At 41.2% G+C, this 18,010-nt stretch carries 17 protein-coding genes and 1 other RNA gene; 2 read left to right on the forward strand and 16 right to left on the reverse strand.

The window, feature by feature from the left end; translation table 11 throughout:
- Nucleotides 1-8 precede the first annotated feature (8 nt).
- The 12 genes from pyrF to Q9Q35_RS10800 all read right to left on the reverse strand — a co-directional run bounded on the left by pyrF (nucleotide 9) and on the right by Q9Q35_RS10800 (nucleotide 14,108).
- Nucleotides 9-725, reverse strand: a complete 717-nt coding sequence (pyrF, locus tag Q9Q35_RS10745; RefSeq protein ID WP_304653360.1) for an orotidine-5'-phosphate decarboxylase — start codon at nucleotides 723-725, stop codon at nucleotides 9-11.
- Entirely contained in the window at nucleotides 715-1,653 is a 939-nt protein-coding gene (locus Q9Q35_RS10750; protein WP_304653361.1) for a dihydroorotate dehydrogenase, read from the reverse strand. The genes pyrF and Q9Q35_RS10750 overlap by 11 nt, the downstream gene beginning before the upstream one ends.
- Nucleotides 1,654-1,666: 13 nt before the next feature.
- A complete protein-coding gene (carB, locus tag Q9Q35_RS10755; RefSeq protein ID WP_304653362.1) occupies nucleotides 1,667-4,843 on the reverse strand; it encodes a carbamoyl-phosphate synthase large subunit in 3,177 nt (1,058 codons plus the stop codon).
- A complete protein-coding gene (locus Q9Q35_RS10760) occupies nucleotides 4,836-5,921 on the reverse strand; it encodes a carbamoyl phosphate synthase small subunit (protein WP_304653363.1) in 1,086 nt (361 codons plus the stop codon). Before Q9Q35_RS10760 ends, carB begins: the two co-directional genes overlap by 8 nt.
- 1 nt (nucleotide 5,922) lies before the next feature.
- Complete coding sequence (locus Q9Q35_RS10765) at nucleotides 5,923-7,200, reverse strand: dihydroorotase (RefSeq protein WP_304653364.1); 1,278 nt, start codon at nucleotides 7,198-7,200, stop codon at nucleotides 5,923-5,925.
- A complete protein-coding gene (locus tag Q9Q35_RS10770; RefSeq protein ID WP_304653365.1) occupies nucleotides 7,197-8,129 on the reverse strand; it encodes an aspartate carbamoyltransferase catalytic subunit in 933 nt (310 codons plus the stop codon). The genes Q9Q35_RS10765 and Q9Q35_RS10770 overlap by 4 nt, the downstream gene beginning before the upstream one ends.
- Before the next feature lie 108 nt (nucleotides 8,130-8,237).
- Nucleotides 8,238-9,518: a solute carrier family 23 protein gene (locus Q9Q35_RS10775; protein WP_304653366.1), complete on the reverse strand. Its 1,281-nt coding sequence runs from the start codon at nucleotides 9,516-9,518 to the stop codon at nucleotides 8,238-8,240.
- 138 nt (nucleotides 9,519-9,656) lie between these two features.
- Nucleotides 9,657-10,199 carry a bifunctional pyr operon transcriptional regulator/uracil phosphoribosyltransferase PyrR gene (pyrR, locus tag Q9Q35_RS10780; protein WP_304653367.1) on the reverse strand — a complete coding sequence of 181 codons (543 nt, stop codon included), beginning with the start codon at nucleotides 10,197-10,199 and terminating at the stop codon, nucleotides 9,657-9,659.
- Nucleotides 10,200-10,356: 157 nt separating this feature from the next.
- Nucleotides 10,357-11,262, reverse strand: coding sequence for an RluA family pseudouridine synthase (locus Q9Q35_RS10785; protein WP_304653368.1), 906 nt, complete (start codon nucleotides 11,260-11,262; stop codon nucleotides 10,357-10,359).
- A gap of 25 nt (nucleotides 11,263-11,287) precedes the next feature.
- A complete protein-coding gene (lspA, locus tag Q9Q35_RS10790) occupies nucleotides 11,288-11,737 on the reverse strand; it encodes a signal peptidase II (protein WP_304653369.1) in 450 nt (149 codons plus the stop codon).
- Nucleotides 11,738-11,902: 165 nt separating this feature from the next.
- Nucleotides 11,903-13,561 carry a formate--tetrahydrofolate ligase gene (locus Q9Q35_RS10795; RefSeq protein ID WP_304653370.1) on the reverse strand — a complete coding sequence of 553 codons (1,659 nt, stop codon included), beginning with the start codon at nucleotides 13,559-13,561 and terminating at the stop codon, nucleotides 11,903-11,905.
- Between the two features lie 175 nt (nucleotides 13,562-13,736).
- Nucleotides 13,737-14,108, reverse strand: coding sequence for an EbsA family protein (locus Q9Q35_RS10800; RefSeq protein WP_304653371.1), 372 nt, complete (start codon nucleotides 14,106-14,108; stop codon nucleotides 13,737-13,739).
- A gap of 112 nt (nucleotides 14,109-14,220) precedes the next feature.
- On the opposite strand from Q9Q35_RS10800, the gene Q9Q35_RS10805 reads away from it, so the two are divergent.
- Nucleotides 14,221-14,598, forward strand: coding sequence for a ribonuclease HI family protein (locus Q9Q35_RS10805; protein ID WP_304653372.1), 378 nt, complete (start codon nucleotides 14,221-14,223; stop codon nucleotides 14,596-14,598).
- Here the strand turns inward: Q9Q35_RS10805 and Q9Q35_RS10810 are convergent.
- The 4 genes from Q9Q35_RS10810 to Q9Q35_RS10825 form a co-directional block, all read right to left on the reverse strand.
- Nucleotides 14,595-15,731, reverse strand: coding sequence for a class I SAM-dependent RNA methyltransferase (locus Q9Q35_RS10810; RefSeq protein ID WP_304653373.1), 1,137 nt, complete (start codon nucleotides 15,729-15,731; stop codon nucleotides 14,595-14,597). The genes Q9Q35_RS10805 and Q9Q35_RS10810 overlap by 4 nt on opposite strands.
- Before the next feature lie 105 nt (nucleotides 15,732-15,836).
- Nucleotides 15,837-16,211, reverse strand: an RNA gene (gene rnpB / locus Q9Q35_RS10815) — RNase P RNA component class B.
- 18 nt (nucleotides 16,212-16,229) lie between these two features.
- Nucleotides 16,230-16,571, reverse strand: a complete 342-nt coding sequence (gpsB, locus tag Q9Q35_RS10820) for a cell division regulator GpsB (protein ID WP_304653374.1) — start codon at nucleotides 16,569-16,571, stop codon at nucleotides 16,230-16,232.
- Between the two features lie 100 nt (nucleotides 16,572-16,671).
- Nucleotides 16,672-17,226: a DUF1273 domain-containing protein gene (locus Q9Q35_RS10825; RefSeq protein WP_304653375.1), complete on the reverse strand. Its 555-nt coding sequence runs from the start codon at nucleotides 17,224-17,226 to the stop codon at nucleotides 16,672-16,674.
- 132 nt (nucleotides 17,227-17,358) lie between these two features.
- Between Q9Q35_RS10825 and recU the strand changes: the two genes are divergently transcribed.
- Entirely contained in the window at nucleotides 17,359-17,961 is a 603-nt protein-coding gene (gene recU, locus Q9Q35_RS10830) for a Holliday junction resolvase RecU (protein ID WP_304653376.1), read from the forward strand.
- Nucleotides 17,962-18,010 lie beyond the last annotated feature (49 nt).

The raw sequence follows: 18,010 nt of genomic DNA on the forward strand, positions 1-18,010 counted from the left end.
ATCCTTTCTTACTGGTTCCAAAGCTCAAAAATTTCTTGATAAGCCATCACGGGATCTTTGGCTTGCGTGATCGGGCGCCCAACGACGATCGCACTTGAGCCATTTAGTGCCGCCATATCTGGGGTCATGACCCGTTTTTGATCGCCTAAACTGTCGGTTTTTAGCCGGATCCCAGGCGTGACCCGTAAGAAATCTGGCCCCGTAACTTCTCTTAGCCTACTAGCTTCCCAGCCAGAACAAACGACTCCATCTAAGCCTGCATTTTGCGCTAATTTAGCATAATTTTCCACACTTTTATCAAGTCCGACCGAGATCAATTGTTCTTCTTTGACTACTCGTTCATCAGTTGAGGTCAATTGAGTGATCGCTAATAATTTTGGTTCTTTTTTACCAGCTTTTAGCGCCCCTTCAACTAAGCCGAATCTAGCTGCCTTGAGCATCTCATGCCCCCCATTAGCATGTGTCGTGGTGAGACTAACACCTAATTGGCCTAAGACATACATTGCCCGTTCGACTGTATGCGGGATATCATGGCATTTTAGATCTAAAAAGACATCGTGTCCTTGCGCTAAGACCGCTTTAACTAGATCTTGGCCTGCACTGTAATACAGTTCCATTCCGATCTTTACAAAAAGCTTCTCAGTTTGCGGAAAGTTTTGCAAAAAAGCAAGAGCCCGCAAAGCATCATTGAAATCAAGGGCGATGATCGGACGTTTAAGCTTCATTATCTCTAGCCTCCCGTACTTCTTGGATCAACTTTTCAATACTTTCGATCCCCAACTCATCCATTACTTTGGGCAATTCTGCAACTAAATGTGGACAGATCAAAGGATCGTAGAAGTGCGCCGTTCCGACTTGGACGGCTGAAGCTCCAGCTAAATACATCTCGATGATATCTTTGGCACTCTTGATCCCTCCGACCCCAATGATCGGGATCTCGACTGCATGGGAAACTTGATAGATCATTCTGATCGCGATCGGTTTGATCGAATGTCCCGAAAAGCCACCAGTCAAATTACCCAAGACCGATCTACGAGTTTTTAAATTCAGACTCATCCCCATCAATGTATTGATCATTGTCAAGCCATCAGCGCCAGCAGCTTCAACTGCTTTTGCGATCGCTACTACATCAGTCACATTAGGGGAAAGTTTAACATAGACTGGTACCTTAGAAACAGCTTTGACTTGTTTGGTCAATTCAGCTGCGGTCTGTGGATCAGTCCCAAATGCCATCCCGCCTTCATGCACGTTAGGACAAGAAATGTTCAATTCTAAAGCAGTCACTAAATTAGAATCGGAGAGTTTTTTAGCAACTTCCACATAATCGGCGACCGTTGAGCCACCTACACTACCTAACACTGGTAAGTCGGGATAATCTTGCTTTAACGCTGGTAATTTCTCATCAATAACTGCTGTTATCCCCGGATTTTGTAATCCGACCGCATTGATGACCCCATTGTCTAACACAGCGATCTTAGGATTGGGATTACCGTCACGAGCCTCAGGTGTCGTCGTCTTGATAACTAACGCCCCTAAAGTATTCAAATTAAATTTTTGAGCTGCCCCAACATCTCCAAAGCCAAAAGTTCCACTTGCTGGCATGATAGGATTTTTTAGATCTAAACCTGGTAATTTGACTGATAACCTTGACATAATTTACCTCCCTTTATAGTGCTGTAGTCGAGAATGAACGATTTTCTAAAGCTTTCAATAAAGCATCCACGGTATCAAACGATGTCAACAAAGCAATATTATGCTCGATCGCAGTTTGTCTGATCACAAAGCCATCAGATACTTTTTCTTGGTCGTGATCCATCGTGTTGATCACGATATCAACTTCATTATTTTGTAAAACATCTAAGATCCCGGGTTTAGCTTGTCCGATCTTGGCAACGGTCATGGTATGCAACCCATTTTCATTTAAAAATTCAGCTGTTCCAGCAGTCGCAAAGATCCGATAGCCGATCTTTGCAAAACGTTTCGCTAAAGCTAAAGCTTGCTGTTTATCTTTATCTTTGACCGTAAATAAAACGCTCCCGTTAGCCGGCAATTTCATGTTGGCTCCAATAAAGGCTTTATAAAGTGCCTTTTCAAAGCTATGATCACTGCCCATGACTTCACCAGTTGATTTCATTTCTGGTCCTAGTAAGCTGTCGACATCGGCCAGTTTATTAAAGGAAAAGACCGGAGCTTTGACATGGATCATTTCAGATTCAGGATAGATCCCCGATCCATAACCTAGCTCTTTTAAAGTCTTGCCTAAGATAACTTGAGTAGCAACTTGAGTCATCTTGATATCAGTGATCTTACTCAAAAATGGTACCGTCCGACTAGCCCGTGGATTTACTTCAAGAACATAAACTTCACCTTTATGCACGATAAATTGGATATTCATGATCCCGATACACTTCAAAGCAATGGCTAATTTCTTAGTTGCATCTTCAATTTGGTCTTTGACACTTTGATCAAAGTTTTGCGATGGATATACCGCCATCGAATCACCTGAGTGGACGCCAGCTTGTTCGATATGTTCCATGATACCTGGGATCAAGACATCTTTACCATCGCAGATAGCATCGACCTCACATTCGTACCCTTCAAGATAAGCATCGACTAGGATCGGATGTTCTTTGGCCAAGTATGCATTTTCAGCTAAATATTGGGTCAATTCTTCATCGTTATTAACGATCTCCATTGCCCGCCCGCCAAGTACGTAACTCGGGCGAACCAAAACTGGATATCCGATCTCATGGGCGCACGCAAGGACTTCTTCTTCTGACATCGCAGTCTTACCCACTGGTTGTTTTAGGCCAAGTTGTTTGATAACTTGATCAAATAACTCACGATCTTCAGCTCGATCAAGATCAGCAACTGCGGTCCCCAAAACATTGACGCCATTTGCTTTTAAGCCAGCTGCTAAATTGATCGCAGTTTGTCCCCCAAATTGCACGATCACACCTTTAGGCTGTTCAAGATCGATCACGTTCAAGACATCCTCTAGATCAAGTGGTTCAAAATATAATTTATCTGAGACTGAAAAATCAGTAGAGACTGTTTCAGGATTAGAGTTCATCACGATCGCTTCATAGCCTAGTTTTTGGATCGCTTTAACACTGTGGACTGTAGCGTAATCAAATTCGACCCCTTGTCCGATCCGGATCGGTCCAGAACCGATAACTAGGATCGATCCTTTAGCTGAAGGGTGACTTTCATTTTCAAGATCGTATGAACTATAAAAGTATGGTGTATGCGATTCAAATTCAGCTGCACAAGTATCGACCATCTTATAGACAGGAAGGATCTGATTTTCTTTCCGTAAAGCACGGATCTCTTCAGCAGTCGTATCCCACAGTTTAGCGATCGTATGGTCACTAAAGCCATAATACTTAGCCTCTTTTAAGCAAGCCAGATCATTAGGATGCGCCTTTGTTTTAGCTTCAAGTTCGACGATATGTTTTACAATATCTAAATAATAGAGATTGATCTTAGTAAACTCATGGACCTCTTCTAATGTATAGCCACGACGAAAGGCCTCAGCCAAATAAAAGAGACGGTCATCTTGGGCGTGAACTAATTTCTTCTCTAATTCTTCATCCGAAGCTTTAGCTACTCGCGGTGATAAAAGATCTTTTTCATCGATCTCAAGTGAGCGGACTGCTTTTTGCAACGCTTCTTCTAAGTTACGGCCGATCGCCATAACTTCTCCAGTTGCTTTCATTTGGGTCCCCAAGGTCCGATCTGCCTGTGCGAATTTATCAAATGGCCAACGTGGGATCTTAGCAACTACATAGTCTAAAGCTGGTTCAAATTCGGCATAAGTCGTTTGGGTAACAGGATTTTTGATCTCATCTAGTGTCAGACCAACTGCGATCTTGGCTGCCATTTTAGCGATCGGATACCCAGTTGCTTTAGAAGCCAAGGCTGAGGAACGTGACACCCGTGGATTTACTTCGATCACGTTATACTTGAAACTGTTAGGATCAAGTGCTAACTGAACATTACAGCCACCTTCGATCTTGAGTGCACGGATCAATTTTAAAGAACAATCTCGTAACATTTGATACTCACGATCAGTTAATGTTTGTGTTGGTGCGACCACGATCGAATCACCAGTGTGGATCCCAACTGGATCAAAGTTTTCCATCGAACAAACTACCATCGCATTGTTAGCTGAATCACGCATCACTTCAAATTCGATCTCTTTGTAACCCATGATCGATTTTTCGATCAAACACTGGGTCGCAGGTGAAAGATCCAATCCATTAGCTGCGATCTCTTCTAATTCAGCCGGTGTATCGCATAAGCCACCACCGGTACCGCCCATCGTAAAAGCAGGACGTACGATCACAGGATAACCGATCGTTTCAGCAAATTCCAAGGCTTCTGCTACTGTATTGACCGTCTTTGAAGCTGGGATCGGTTCATCTAATTGTAACATCAGCTCTTTGAATTTTTCGCGGTCTTCAGCTTGATCGATCGCAGATAATTTTGTACCTAAAAGTTCGATCCCAAGCTCATCTAAGATCCCACTTTCATGCAATGCGATCGCTAAGTTCAACCCGATCTGACCACCTAATGTTGGCAACAAAGCATCGGGATATTCTTGGCGCATGATGCGCGAAACTGATTCGACCGTTAATGGCTCTAAATAGACCCGATCAGCAATGTCAGTATCTGTCATGATAGTTGCAGGATTGGAATTGACCAAAACTACTTCATAGCCTTCTTCACGTAACGCCATACAAGCTTGAGTCCCGGAATAGTCAAATTCAGCAGCTTGTCCGATGATGATCGGTCCTGATCCCAGAACCATGATTTTTTTAATATCTGTTCGTTTAGGCATTTTCTTCTTCCTTTCGTTGATCGATCATATGCATAAAGTCATCAAAAAGATCGACTGCATCATGTGGTCCTGGTGCAGCATCAGGATGAAATTGCACACTAAAAGCTTTATAGCGCTTATGACGTAACCCTTCGACCGTACCATCGTTGATCTCACGGTGAGTAATGATCAATTCATCTTTATCGATCGTTGCTGGATCGACTGCATAACCATGATTTTGTGAAGTAAAATTGATCCTTCCCGTTGCGATCTCACGGACCGGATGGTTAAAGCCACGGTGTCCAAATTTCATCTTATACGTATCAGCATTGTTAGCTAAAGCAAAAATCTGGTGTCCTAAGCAGATCCCAAAGATCGGAAGATGTTTTTGGACTTCTTTTACCATTTCGACAGCATGTAAAACGTCTTTAGGATCTCCAGGCCCGTTAGATAACATGACGCCATCTGGTTTTAAATTCAATATATCTTGGGCTGTTGCACTTGATGGTAGCACGATCGTATTGCAATCACGTTTAGAAAGTTCACGTAAGATACTGTGCTTGAGTCCATAATCAACTAGAACAACATTGCGCTTTTCACCAGGATTTGGATAAGGTTTGATCGTTGAAACTTGTTCCACTACCCGATCACTTAGTACAGTTGCACGCAATTGATCAAGTGTGTGAGTCATATCATGAACTGAATCGACTAAACATCCCTTCATCGTTCCATGTTCACGTAATTTCTTAGTCAATGCCCGAGTATCGATATGACAGATGCCAGGGATCTGCATTTGCTTTAAGAAATCATCGAAGGTCCCTTGCTTGCGCCAACTGTCAGAAACACGTGCCACCTCACGACAAACGACTCCACAACAATTAGGCATAAGCGACTCGTAATCATCAAGATTTACCCCGTAATTTCCGATCAACGGATTGGTGAAAACTAAGATCTGATCAGCAAACGATTGATCGGTCACGGCTTCTTGGTAACCTGTCATCCCCGTTGTAAAAACCACTTCTCCGGTCGTTTGCCCTTCAAAGCCAAAAGCTTCTCCCGAAAATACTGTACCATCTTCTAAAACTAAATAACGCTCCATGCTAATCCTCCTTTTGATAAACCACATTACCATCGACCATAGTCAAGTAAGTTTGCCCAAAAACTCTCTCACCAGTGAATGGAGTATTTTTACCCATTGAGAAATAATCGGCTTCAGTGATCGTGGTCTCATGTTTTAAGTCAAAAACGGCTAGATCCGCTTTAGCTCCTGCAAAAATACTCCCTACCTCAAACTTGAATGCTTCAGCTGGATTTTTAGACATGAGTTCTAATAGTTGTTCCAAAGTCAAAACTTGCTGTTGCTTTACCAGTTGAGTATACAGCAAGGAGAAAGCTGTCTCACTACCTGTGATCCCAAAAGCAGCTGTACGCATATCGCCAGTTTTTTCGTCGATACTATGAGGAGCGTGATCAGTTGCGATCATATCGATCGTGCCATCTAAGATCCCTGCGATCAAAGCTTGTTGATCTTCATTGGCCCGCAATGGTGGATTCATTTTATAAAAGCCATCATTTTTTACGATATCATCTTCACTCAATAATAGATGATGCGGTGATACTTCACAGGTCACATTGACCCCATGCTTTTTAGCAATGCGGATCAATTCAACGCTTTCTTTGGTCGAAACATGGCAAACATGGTAATGGACACCTGTTTCTTTGGCTAATAATAGATCGCGTGCGATCTGAGAAGATTCACTGATCCCCAATATACCTGGTAGACCTAATTCTTTAGCCTTCTTTCCGGCATTCATCACACCGCCAAACAACAATGAATCATCTTCGACATGGGCGACCAAAGCCACATCTAGTTTTTTAGCTGCTAACATGGCTTGATACATCGTGCCAGCTGTTTGGACTCCACAACCATCATTACTAAAAGCAAAGGCTCCCGCTGCCTTCATTCCTGCATGATCAAGCAACTCATCACTTTTCAATCCCGCTGTGATCGCACCATATTGTTTGATCTTAACGACCCCATTAGCCTTATTCAACGCAACTTGAGCAGTAACTTTAGCTGGCGTATCAGGGACAGGATCTAAGTTTGGCATCGCACAAACAGTTGTATAACCCCCATGAGCTGCAGCTAAACTCCCGGTTTTGATCGTTTCTTTGTGTGTAAAACCCGGTTCGCGATAGTGCACATGAACATCAACTAAACCAGGAGCAACTAATTTATCGGTCACATCGATCACTTGATCGACGTCTACTTTTAGATCCGTACCTAAGGCTGTGATCACGCCATCTTCGACCAATAGATCATTTTTTAATAACTTACCAGCTTGATAAACTGTCCCATTTTTAAGCAATAACTTCATTTTACTTTTCCTCCTAGCTCGCGGCCTTCGATCACTTTTTCTAACATTGCCATCCGCATAAACACACCATTTTGCATCTGTGCCTTAAACCTTGATTTTTCTGCCTCAACTAAGCTACTGGCAAACTCAACATCTCGATTGATCGGTCCGGGATGCATAACGATCGCATCATCTTTTAATTTAGCATAGCGTTTAGTCGTTAAACCGTATTTTTGATGATAACTCTCCTTTGAAAAAGCTTGCTCCTCAATAGCGCCATGGCGTTCGTGTTGAACTCTTAAAAGCATCAAGACATCGACTTTTGCGACTAATTCATCTAATGGGCGATAAGTGCCGTATTCTTCAAATGCTTCATCATACCAATAACTTGGCCCCGAGAAATATACGGTCGCACCTAATTTATGCAATAACTCCATATTACTCTTGGCGACCCTAGAATTGGTCAGATCGCCAACGATCGCCACCTTTAAGCCCGCAAATTTTCCAAATTGCTCGTAGATCGTCAACATATCTAGCAGGCATTGCGAAGGATGCTGACCACTTCCATCCCCGCCATTGATGATCCCGATATCTAGTGTTTTTCCAGCATCTGGCTTGATCAATGGTGCATAATATTCATTTTGGGAATGCCTGATCACAGCTAGTTCAACACCTAAAGCATCCATCGTCAACAATGTATCATATAAAGTCTCTCCCTTATTGACCGAGCTTTGCTTAGGATCGAATTGCAAAACATTCAAACCTAATTTCCGTTCAGCCATTTCAAAACTCGTATGCGTCCTAGTCGAATCTTCAAAGAACATATTGACACAATAAACATCACTTAGATCATGGTTTGGACGTCCCCCTTGTTTGAAATATCGAGCGCGTTTGATCAACGCTAAAACTTGTTTTTCATCTAAATCATCGACTGTTACAAAATGTTGCATGGCTCTTTTTGGCTATAGATCATGTGGTTATCAGAAAGTGCTATAGTTTTCCTTTCTTAGATTGCTGGCAAATATCAGTCCCACATTTTACTTTCCACTGATTATTTTTTATCGTTCACTAAAAGCGTATTTTGGTAAGATCAAGTTCAGACCGATCCCAAAGATCGTTGCTAAAGCAATACTTGTCAATTGGAAATTTCCTAATTGAAGATATGTTCCACCAACACCCACGACCAAGATGACTGAAGTGATCACTAAATTGCGCTTCAACGCATAATTTACTTTGTTATCAACTAAGATCTGTAAACCATTGGAAGCGATCATCCCAAAGAGTAGAAATGAGATCCCACCGATGACTGGACTTGGGATCGATTGGATCAAGGCTGAGATCTTACCACAAAAACTAAAGATGATCGCAAAGAAGGCTGCACCTCCGATCACCCAAACTGAGTGGACCTTTGACATGGCTAAAACACCAATATTTTCACCATAAGAAGTGGTTGGAGGACCACCAGCAAAACCAGCGATAATACTTGAAAAACCATCGCCAAGTAGAGTTCTATTCAAACCTGGATCTTTGAAGAAATTGCGCTTAGTCAATTTATTCAAGACCATGATATGTCCCATATGCTCAGTCATCGTCACAAAAGCGATCGGTGCCATCCCCAAGATCGCTGCAGGATACCATTTAAAGTCATAATTGATAAACATTACGTCAAACGCTGGTAATGTGAACCATTTAGCTTTAGCAACGGCTGTAAGATCCACGATCCCCATCATAACAGCAAAGATATATCCACCGATGATTCCAAGCAAAACGGGGATCATACTTGGAAAACCGCGTAAGAAGATGTTAAAACCGATCGTCAGTAACAAGGTAAAGATCGCAACACTGAAAAATCTCAGATCGTAATTCGAATTGTTCAACATCGCATCATTAGCCGCCGTCGTGGCAAGGGATAACCCGATAACGATGATGATCGGCCCTACAACAACAGGTGGCAATAATTTATCGACCCAACTCGAACCAAATTTACCAACGATCAAAGAAACGATCACGTAAACTGCTCCGGCTGCGATAGCTCCTTGACCGACAGCGGGATAGCCGTAATTTTTCATCAAAACTTGCATCGTCATGATAAAAGCAAAACTCGAACCTAGATAAGCTGGTATCTTAGCTTTTGTGCACAGTAAGTATACGATCGTCCCGACACCGGAACAAAAGAGCGCGATACTTGGATTCAAACCGATCAGTAACGGTACGAGCACAGTAGCTCCAAACATCGTAAAGAGATGCTGGATCGATAAGACTAACCAATGCGGAAAACTAGGCTTATCGTTGATATCTAATAGTGCATCTTTATTTCTAAAAACTTCTTTTTCTGACATAAAATAATCTCCGTTCTATTTTGCTAAGAAAAAAGCCCGAAATATTACATTTCGGGCTCTAAAAGGTAGACTTAATCCGTACTGTCTTAAGCCTATCAACCTTTTTTGCCCTCTCTGGAGTCAATTAAAATGGTTAATTTATTTGATTGTCTTTAATTCGATCCCATCTTTGCCATCTATCTCTTCGACATAAACAGAAACTTCTTCATTTAATGAGGTCGGGATATTTTTACCAACGAAATCTGCACGGATCGGCAATTCGCGATGACCCCGATCGACTAAGATCGCTAAGTTGATCGTCTTTGGTCGTCCCTGATCCATCAAAGCGTCTAAAGCCGCGCGGATCGTTCGTCCAGTAAATAACACATCGTCAACTAAGATCACATGTTTGTCATTGATATCAAATCCGATCTGACTACTTTTTACGATCGGTTCATGCTTGGCTTTAGGATCATGATGGACATCATCACGATATAAGGAAATGTCTAATTCGCCTACCGGGATCGTTACATCCTCTAATTGTTGCAAGCGCGCTGCGATCCGTTTAGCTAAATAAATGCCGCGGGTCTTGATCCCGACTAAAACGATCCCGTCTACCCCTTTATTCTTTTCAATGATCTCATAAGTCATCCGTGTTAATGCTCGTTTCATCGTAATTGCATCGCTCACTTCTTTTGCCAAAGTAAAAACCTCCCTAGGATATTAAAAAAACGCCAGCCTCAAAGAATACACTTCAAGACTAGCGCTAAACAGACCCACTGATAGCGTGGGTATATCGAATCGTACCTTGCTAGCCTCTCTGGACTATCCTTAAAGGACTCACTTATTTATTTATAATCTACTTGATTTCATTTGTTTTGTCAAGATATGCCAGTTGATTTTCAAAAATTTCTGGCAGTGGAGCTTCAAAAGCCAAAAATTCACCCGTTTTGGGATGGATAAATCCTAATTTAGCCGCATGCAAAAACTGTCCATTACCCTTCAAAGTCTTCTTTGGTCCATAGATCTGGTCACCAACTAACGGATGACCGATATATTTCATATGCACACGTATCTGGTGGGTCCGACCAGTTTCTAAGCGACAACTTACCAAGGTATAATCTTGATAACGTTTCAAGACTTTAAAATGCGTCACTGCATCTCTCCCACCAGAAACGACAGCTTGTTTTTTACGATCCTTAGGGCTGCGTGCAAGCGGAGCTTTGATCGTCCCAGAATCTTCTTTGATCCGTCCGTGAACAAGAGCGACATATTCGCGTAAATTAGTTTTATCTTTTAATTGCTTAGCCAAACTGCGATGAGCCTGATCATTTTTAGCAACCATCAAGAGCCCTGAAGTATCTTTGTCGATCCGGTGCACGATCCCTGGCCGATAGGTCCCATTGATCGTTGAAAGTGGGCAATGATATAACAAAGCATTGACTAATGTATGGTGTTCATGTCCAGGTGCTGGATGAACGACCATTCCCTGTGGCTTATTGATCACGATCACGTCATCATCTTCATAAACGATATCTAAAGCGATATTTTCAGGTTCGACTGCAAGCTCTTTGATCGCTGGTTCGGTCAAACTGATCTTATCGCCTTCTTTGACCTTGTATTTCCCCTTTTGTAGGGTCTCATTGACTAAAATATTGCCCTGCTCCAATAATTGTTGGATCTGGGATCGCGAATACTGCGGAAAGATCGTCGTTAAAACTTTATCTAACCGTCCCGTTTGCGTTGTGATCGTTGCTTCTACCAATTCATTATCATCCTTCTTTATAGATTTAAATTATCCCTTCATCATCTTTTAGCATCGTGATCAAAACTACGATCACACCTAAAGTCAAGGCGCAATCAGCAATGTTGAAGACTGGAAAATTGATAAGATCCAATTCAAACATATCGACCACATACCCAGAGAAAAGACGATCAAGTAAATTTCCAAGCGTTCCACCGATCAACAGTGAAAAGCCTAGTCCATAGCCCCAGTTATGGTGCAATTTCTTAAAATAATAGCCAAAGATCACTAAAGCTATAAGTGAAATAATACTTAGTAACCATCTTTGGCCTAACCACATGCTCCAAGCCGCTCCAAAATTTCGCACATGCCCGATCGATAGGACACCTGGAATAACTTCATAGCTAACATTAAGTGGAACATTTTGCTGAATATAAAATTTCAACAACTGGTCGGATAAAACTACCGCGACCATTAAACAAATATATAACGTCATCCGATCCATAACCCTTCTAAACTAATGACTTAAAAACCTTTCATTTCAATCTTAACGTAAAAATCGTTGTTAGACAATTACTCAAACAAAAAAGGCACCACTGCTGATGCCTTTTAAGGCTGATCTGACCTATCAGCCTACAATTTAAAAAAATCAGAAACAGTCTTAGTATAATCCCGTGACCGTACCATCATCTGCTAGATCCATTCCCATCGCAGCTGGAACTTTTGGTAGACCAGGCATTGTTAAAACATTACCGGTCAAAGCAACGATAAACCCTGCCCCTAATTTAGGCACAAATTCACGAACATGGATCGTAAAATCAGTCGGTGCCCCAAGTAATTTAGGATCGTCAGAAAGTGAATACTGTGTTTTAGCCATACATACAGGTAATTTGTCCCAACCAAGCGTTTTGAACTCACTTAATTGGCGTAAAGCTTTCGGACTGAATTCAACATCTTTACCACCATAGATCTTAGTTACGATCTGTTTGATCTTGTCTTCAACACTATCATCAGACGCATACAAGCGTTTAGGTGCAGTAGCTTGATCACAGCTAGCGATCACAACTTGAGCTAATTCTTTTGCACCAAGACCACCCTTAGCCCACACATCGGCAACAACAGCGGTAGTACCTTCCTTAGCACAAAGCTCAACTAACATGTCTAGTTCAGCCGAAGTATCAGCTGTAAACTTATTGATCGCAACAACTACGGGAATATCATATTGTTTCATACTTTGAATATGACGCTTCAAATTAACAAAGCCTTTTTCTAAAGCTACTAGATCTTCATGATCAAGTTGATCTTTTGCCACGCCACCATTCATCTTTAAAGTACGAACTGTAGCCACGATCACGATCGTATTCGGTGCTTTGCCTAACTGGGGTACTTTGATGTCCAAGAATTTTTCAGCCCCAAGATCAGCTCCAAAACCAGCTTCAGTGATCGTATAGTCAGCTAACTGCAAAGCTGTCTTAGTTGCCAACACACTGTTACATCCATGTGCGATATTAGCAAATGGTCCACCATGAATGATCGCTGGTGTATGCGCTAAGGTTTGAACTAGATTTGGCTTTAAGGCATCCTTTAATAACAAGGCGATCGCACCTGTTACGTCTAAGTCGTCAACTGTCACTGGCTCCTTGGTAAAAGTATAGCCGATCACGATCTGTCCTAAACGTTTCTTTAGATCAGCGATATCTTTTGCTAGACACAAGATCGCCATCATTTCTGAAGCCACCGTAATATCAAAACCGTCTTCACGTGGGATCCCTTGGACTACACCACCAAGCCCGATGACTACATGTCGCAAGGCACGATCATTGATATCCAATACGCGTTTCCAGATCACCCGACGCTGATCGATACCTAGTTTGTTACCTTGATAGATATGATTATCGATCAAAGCCGCTAAAGTATTATTGGCAGTCGTCAAGGCATGCATATCACCGGTGAAATGTAAATTGATGTCTTCCATTGGGACTACTTGAGAATATCCTCCGCCAGTTGCACCACCTTTCATCCCCATCACAGGACCTAAGGATGGCTCACGCAAGGCGATCATTGTTTTTTTACCTGCTAGACTCAAGGCATCGCCTAGACCAACAGTAACGGTCGACTTTCCTTCACCAGCCGGCGTTGGGTTGACAGCAGTTACTAAGATCAGTTTTTCTTTAGTTTTTGGGCGGTCAGCCAGCGGTAATTTGATCTTTGCTTTATATTGTCCGTATTGCTCGATCTCTGATCCACTTAGACCAGCTTTTTTAGCGACCTCAACGATCGGTAACATCTCACTTTGTTGTGCAATTTCAATATCTTTCACGTTTACGCTCACGACTATATCACTAAAATGATAGATATAGCTTTTCCTTTCTTTTTACCTGTATCTTATAGCTAATTCCTGATGAATTTAAGACTAGTATAAAACATATTTCGCTTTTTGTCATTATTTTTTATAAAAAGCTAATAAATATAATTTAAGCAACTTAAAAAGCGAACTATTTCAATAACCCCAAACACTTTTCTTTGCTTTTTGGTAACATCAAAACTGAATAAGTCCGATATTGGTCAGTGATCTTCAATTGGCATTTCGTGGCTACGACTTCTTTGATATCGCTACGAGCAATGACTTTATCATTTAAAGATAAAACGCGCTTGAATTTCACTTCACGGTCTGTAATAACCAATCGGCGTCGCCATAATTGAATCGCAGTGACTAGCACAAAGATCACAAAAGAAATTGCGGTCCAGATCTGAAAAACTGTGATCTCTAACCATAAAAACAAACTCAATAAAAAGATCATAAAAGTATAGGACCAACATGTGATCGAACTAGGAATATCAGGTTGACAATAAAATTTTTGTTCCACAGAAAAAACACCTTTCCGTTGCACTACTTCTCTTTTAATTTTACAATTTGAAGAAGACCACTTGTTTATTGAAGTGGTAATTTAACAATTATTTAAGAAAAGAGCACACTCTATGGTAAAATTATACACTGATGCCGCAACAAACAAAACCCACAGTGCAGCTGGGATCTTAGTTATCGCTGATCAAAAACAATACCAATTCAAACAAAAGATAACAGCTTCAAATAATCATCAAGCTGAATTTGAAGCTGCTATCATAGGTTTTGAATATTTGCATCGATACTTCCCAAGCGCTCAAAATGTTTTCTTTCACTCTGATAGTAAGATCGTGATCGATAGCTTAGATAAGCGCTATAGTAAGTCATTTGCACCTGAGTTGGCAAAACTACTCACACTACAAGAAAAATTCCCACTGGTCATCGATCAATGGATCCCTGACAAACAAAACACTGGCGCTCATAACCTCGCTTTACAAGCCTTAAAAGCCTAATTGCGAGGCTTTTTTTGTCCCCAATATTGAAATAGATCAGTTCTTAAAGTACCATTATAGAGCTTACGTCGCTTAGTCGCCTTTTGCCCGTAATACTGTTCAAAAGCTAAGTCACTAGTCAAGATATATTTGCTCCAAGTCGTTAATGGACGGTAAAGATCTCCCATTTCTTGATAGAGCTTATGCACGCCAGCCTCATCGCTAAGACGTTCACCGTATGGTGGGTTAGCCACGATCACGCCGTATTCTTTATCAGTCTTAAAATCTTTGACAGCCAGTTGTTTGAACTTGATACTATGAGATAATCCTGCTTCCATTGCATTTTGCTTAGCGATCTCGATCATCTTACCATCAATATCGTAGCCACAGATATCAAGTTCAATATCATAATTGGCTTCTTGTTCAGCTTTAGCTCGTAATTCTTCACTCAAGCCAGCCGGCATCCAGTCCCATGTTTCACAAACAAAATCACGATTGAAGCCTGGCGCGATATTATGCCCGATCATTGCAGCTTCGATCGGTAAAGTCCCTGAACCACATACTGGATCGACAAAAGGTTTTTCTGGATACCAATGTGCCAATAAAACAAGCGCTGCTGCCATATTTTCTTTCAATGGCGCGCCCCCTTTACCAACACGATAGCCACGTTTGAACAAACTGCTCCCAGTCGTATCTAACGTCAATAGGACTTTATCTTTGTTCAATGCTACTTCCAAAGGATATTTAGCCCCTGTTTCTGGCAAAAATGACCGACGATGATACACCGCTGAAAGCTTTTCAACGATCGCTTTTTTTACGATCGCTTGCACACTAGGGACGTTGTGTAACTTAGATTTTTGGGATTTTCCAGCAACTGGGAAGTTAGCATCTAACGGTAAATATTCATCCCAAGGCAAAGCTTTTGTCTTTTCAAAAAGTTCATCAAAAGTCGTTGCTTTGAATTCTCCAATGATGATCTTGACCCGATCGGCCGTGCGTAACCAGAGATTGGTATTGATAATATCTTCTGCCGTTCCTTGATAGCGAACTCGTCCATTTTCAACGGCCACTTGATAGCCTAGATGCTTTAATTCATTTCCTGTAATTGCTTCGATCCCAGCAGCACAGGTTGCTAGTAAGTTGTATTTTTTCATAATACTTCCTTTCTGTATGAGCATAGATTTAATAAATTATTTTTACATTAAAAAAACTAGGACAAAAGTTTCCTTCCGCCCTAGTCATTTCCTGAATATGTAGTCCTCTATAAGCCACGTTCTGTACGTCATTTAGCCCAGGAGCTAAAATCGGTGGTAATCATCTATCTCCGAGTTGGATAACTCGCCCCCATGATTAGTTCATTTCCGTCATGAAGCGCCCCTACCAAAGTTTGGGTTACCTGCTCGCGGGGTTTACCGCGTTCCACCAATAATGTTTCCACTATTGCTTCGTCACTGTGGCACTTTTCAAGACTACTCGGACATGGTCAAACGACTTTAGCCCTTTTATCTGCCGTTACCATAAAAATGGTACCTTGCCTTATTTTTTCAGCAAGCACGATCACTACAGGCATCGCAGCCTGTGCAAGCTTGGACTTTCCTCAGCCTATATATAATAGACCGCGATTACCAGAAAACTACACACTATTTACTTATTTAAAAACGATTACTACGATCGTTATCATCATTAAGTTGAGCACCAAAAACATGTCGCTCTAAGTTAGATAACCGTTTTAAAACATCCATATTAGTCATATTCGTCGTTGGACGAGCTGTTTGACCCGAAGAACCGACCGCAACTTGCTTAGTCAATTCATCGACTTTGCTTACTAAACGATCATTTTCCATTTGAAGACGTTGATTTTCTTTAGCGTATGCTTCATAGTCTTGGATAACTTGATCCAAAAATTCATCAACTTCATTCGAGTCATAACCACGTAGACCGCGTGAAAAATTCTTATTTACGATATCCTTAGGCGTAAGATTTACATTTTCCATCGAAACTGCACCTCATTTGCATATTAGGAACTTAACTCATAACGTCGTTCATTATAGCATAATTGTTTGGTACTTGTAAATATAAATTTTTAGATGTTTTTTAACGGTCATTCTTTTGTTCTAGATACTGTTCTGCCTCATCTTGAAGCTGATACATGTCGATCATTTCAAGCTCATAAGCATGTGCTTGTTGATAACGTTTGATCGCTTCATAGTCAAATTTTGGCTTACCGGGATGTTCTTGGTCATAGATCAGGACCGCTTTATCCGTATGTTCTAGCATAAACTGTTGATAATTTTTCAACTGCACTGGCAAACTATATGGTCGTTTACTGACGCTAGCACAAAAATCAACTTGTTGTTCTAACTGTGCTAGTTGTATCTGCTTATCTTCTTGCCAGTCTTTGGAAAATTCTGTATAGGGATACATCAATGCGGTCTTGATCCCTACATATTCTTGGGTAAAAGAAACTGCTTCTTCTAACGCCCATTGTTCGATCCCTAACTGTCCCCCAGAAATGATCCAATCAAGCCCCCTATCAGTATTTTGCATAAAATTTTTACGTAAACAATACTTTAAAACTTCGATCTTGGGGTCATCTAATTTAAAGATCCCTAGTTCGTAACTTCGATAGCCACTTACCCATAAACGCACGCGCTTCACCTCACTGAAATATTTTCTTTATCTTATAATACCACAAATCTTTTGCTTTAAATTTCACCCAACTTTTGCCAATAACTGTTTAAATTTGTTATAATTAACCGGATAGGAGCGTGATATTTATCTATGGCAATCCACTATCCAAACGGCGGTTTGTTCACTACTAAAAATAGTGCGAGTAAAAAAAGCCGCGCCAACAATACTATTTATGGAAAGCGCGGAATGTCGTTAGAAGATGAAATAAACGAAAGTAATAAATACTATCTTTCAGCTGGGATCGCGGTCATTCACAAAAAACCAACACCGATCCAGATCGTTGATGTTTATTATCCCAAGCGTAGTGCCGCAGTGATCAAAAAAGCTTATTTCAAACAGGCTTCTACTACTGATTACAATGGTGTCTATCGTGGTCATTATCTTGATTTTGAAGCAAAAGAGACTAAAAATAAAACCTCATTTCCGCTCAATAACTTCCATGCTCACCAGATAAAACACATGAAAGCATGTCAAGATCAGGCTGGTATCTGCTTTACGATCGTTAAATTCGTCACAACTGATCAGGTGTTTTTGATGCCAGCTGATATTTTATTTGATTATTGGGATTCCCAAGCAACTGGGCGCAAATCGATCCCAAAAGCAGTGATCAAACGCGATGGCTTTGAGATCGATTATGCACTCCAACCACGTATCCCATATCTAAAATACGTTGATCTACTACTCAAAAAGTAGTTCAATGTTTCCCTAGTGGATAAATACAGTTAACTATATCAGTTAGAAA

It is taken from the genome of uncultured Ligilactobacillus sp. (assembly GCF_948826705.1).
Classification (GTDB): Bacteria; Bacillota; Bacilli; order Lactobacillales; family Lactobacillaceae; genus Ligilactobacillus.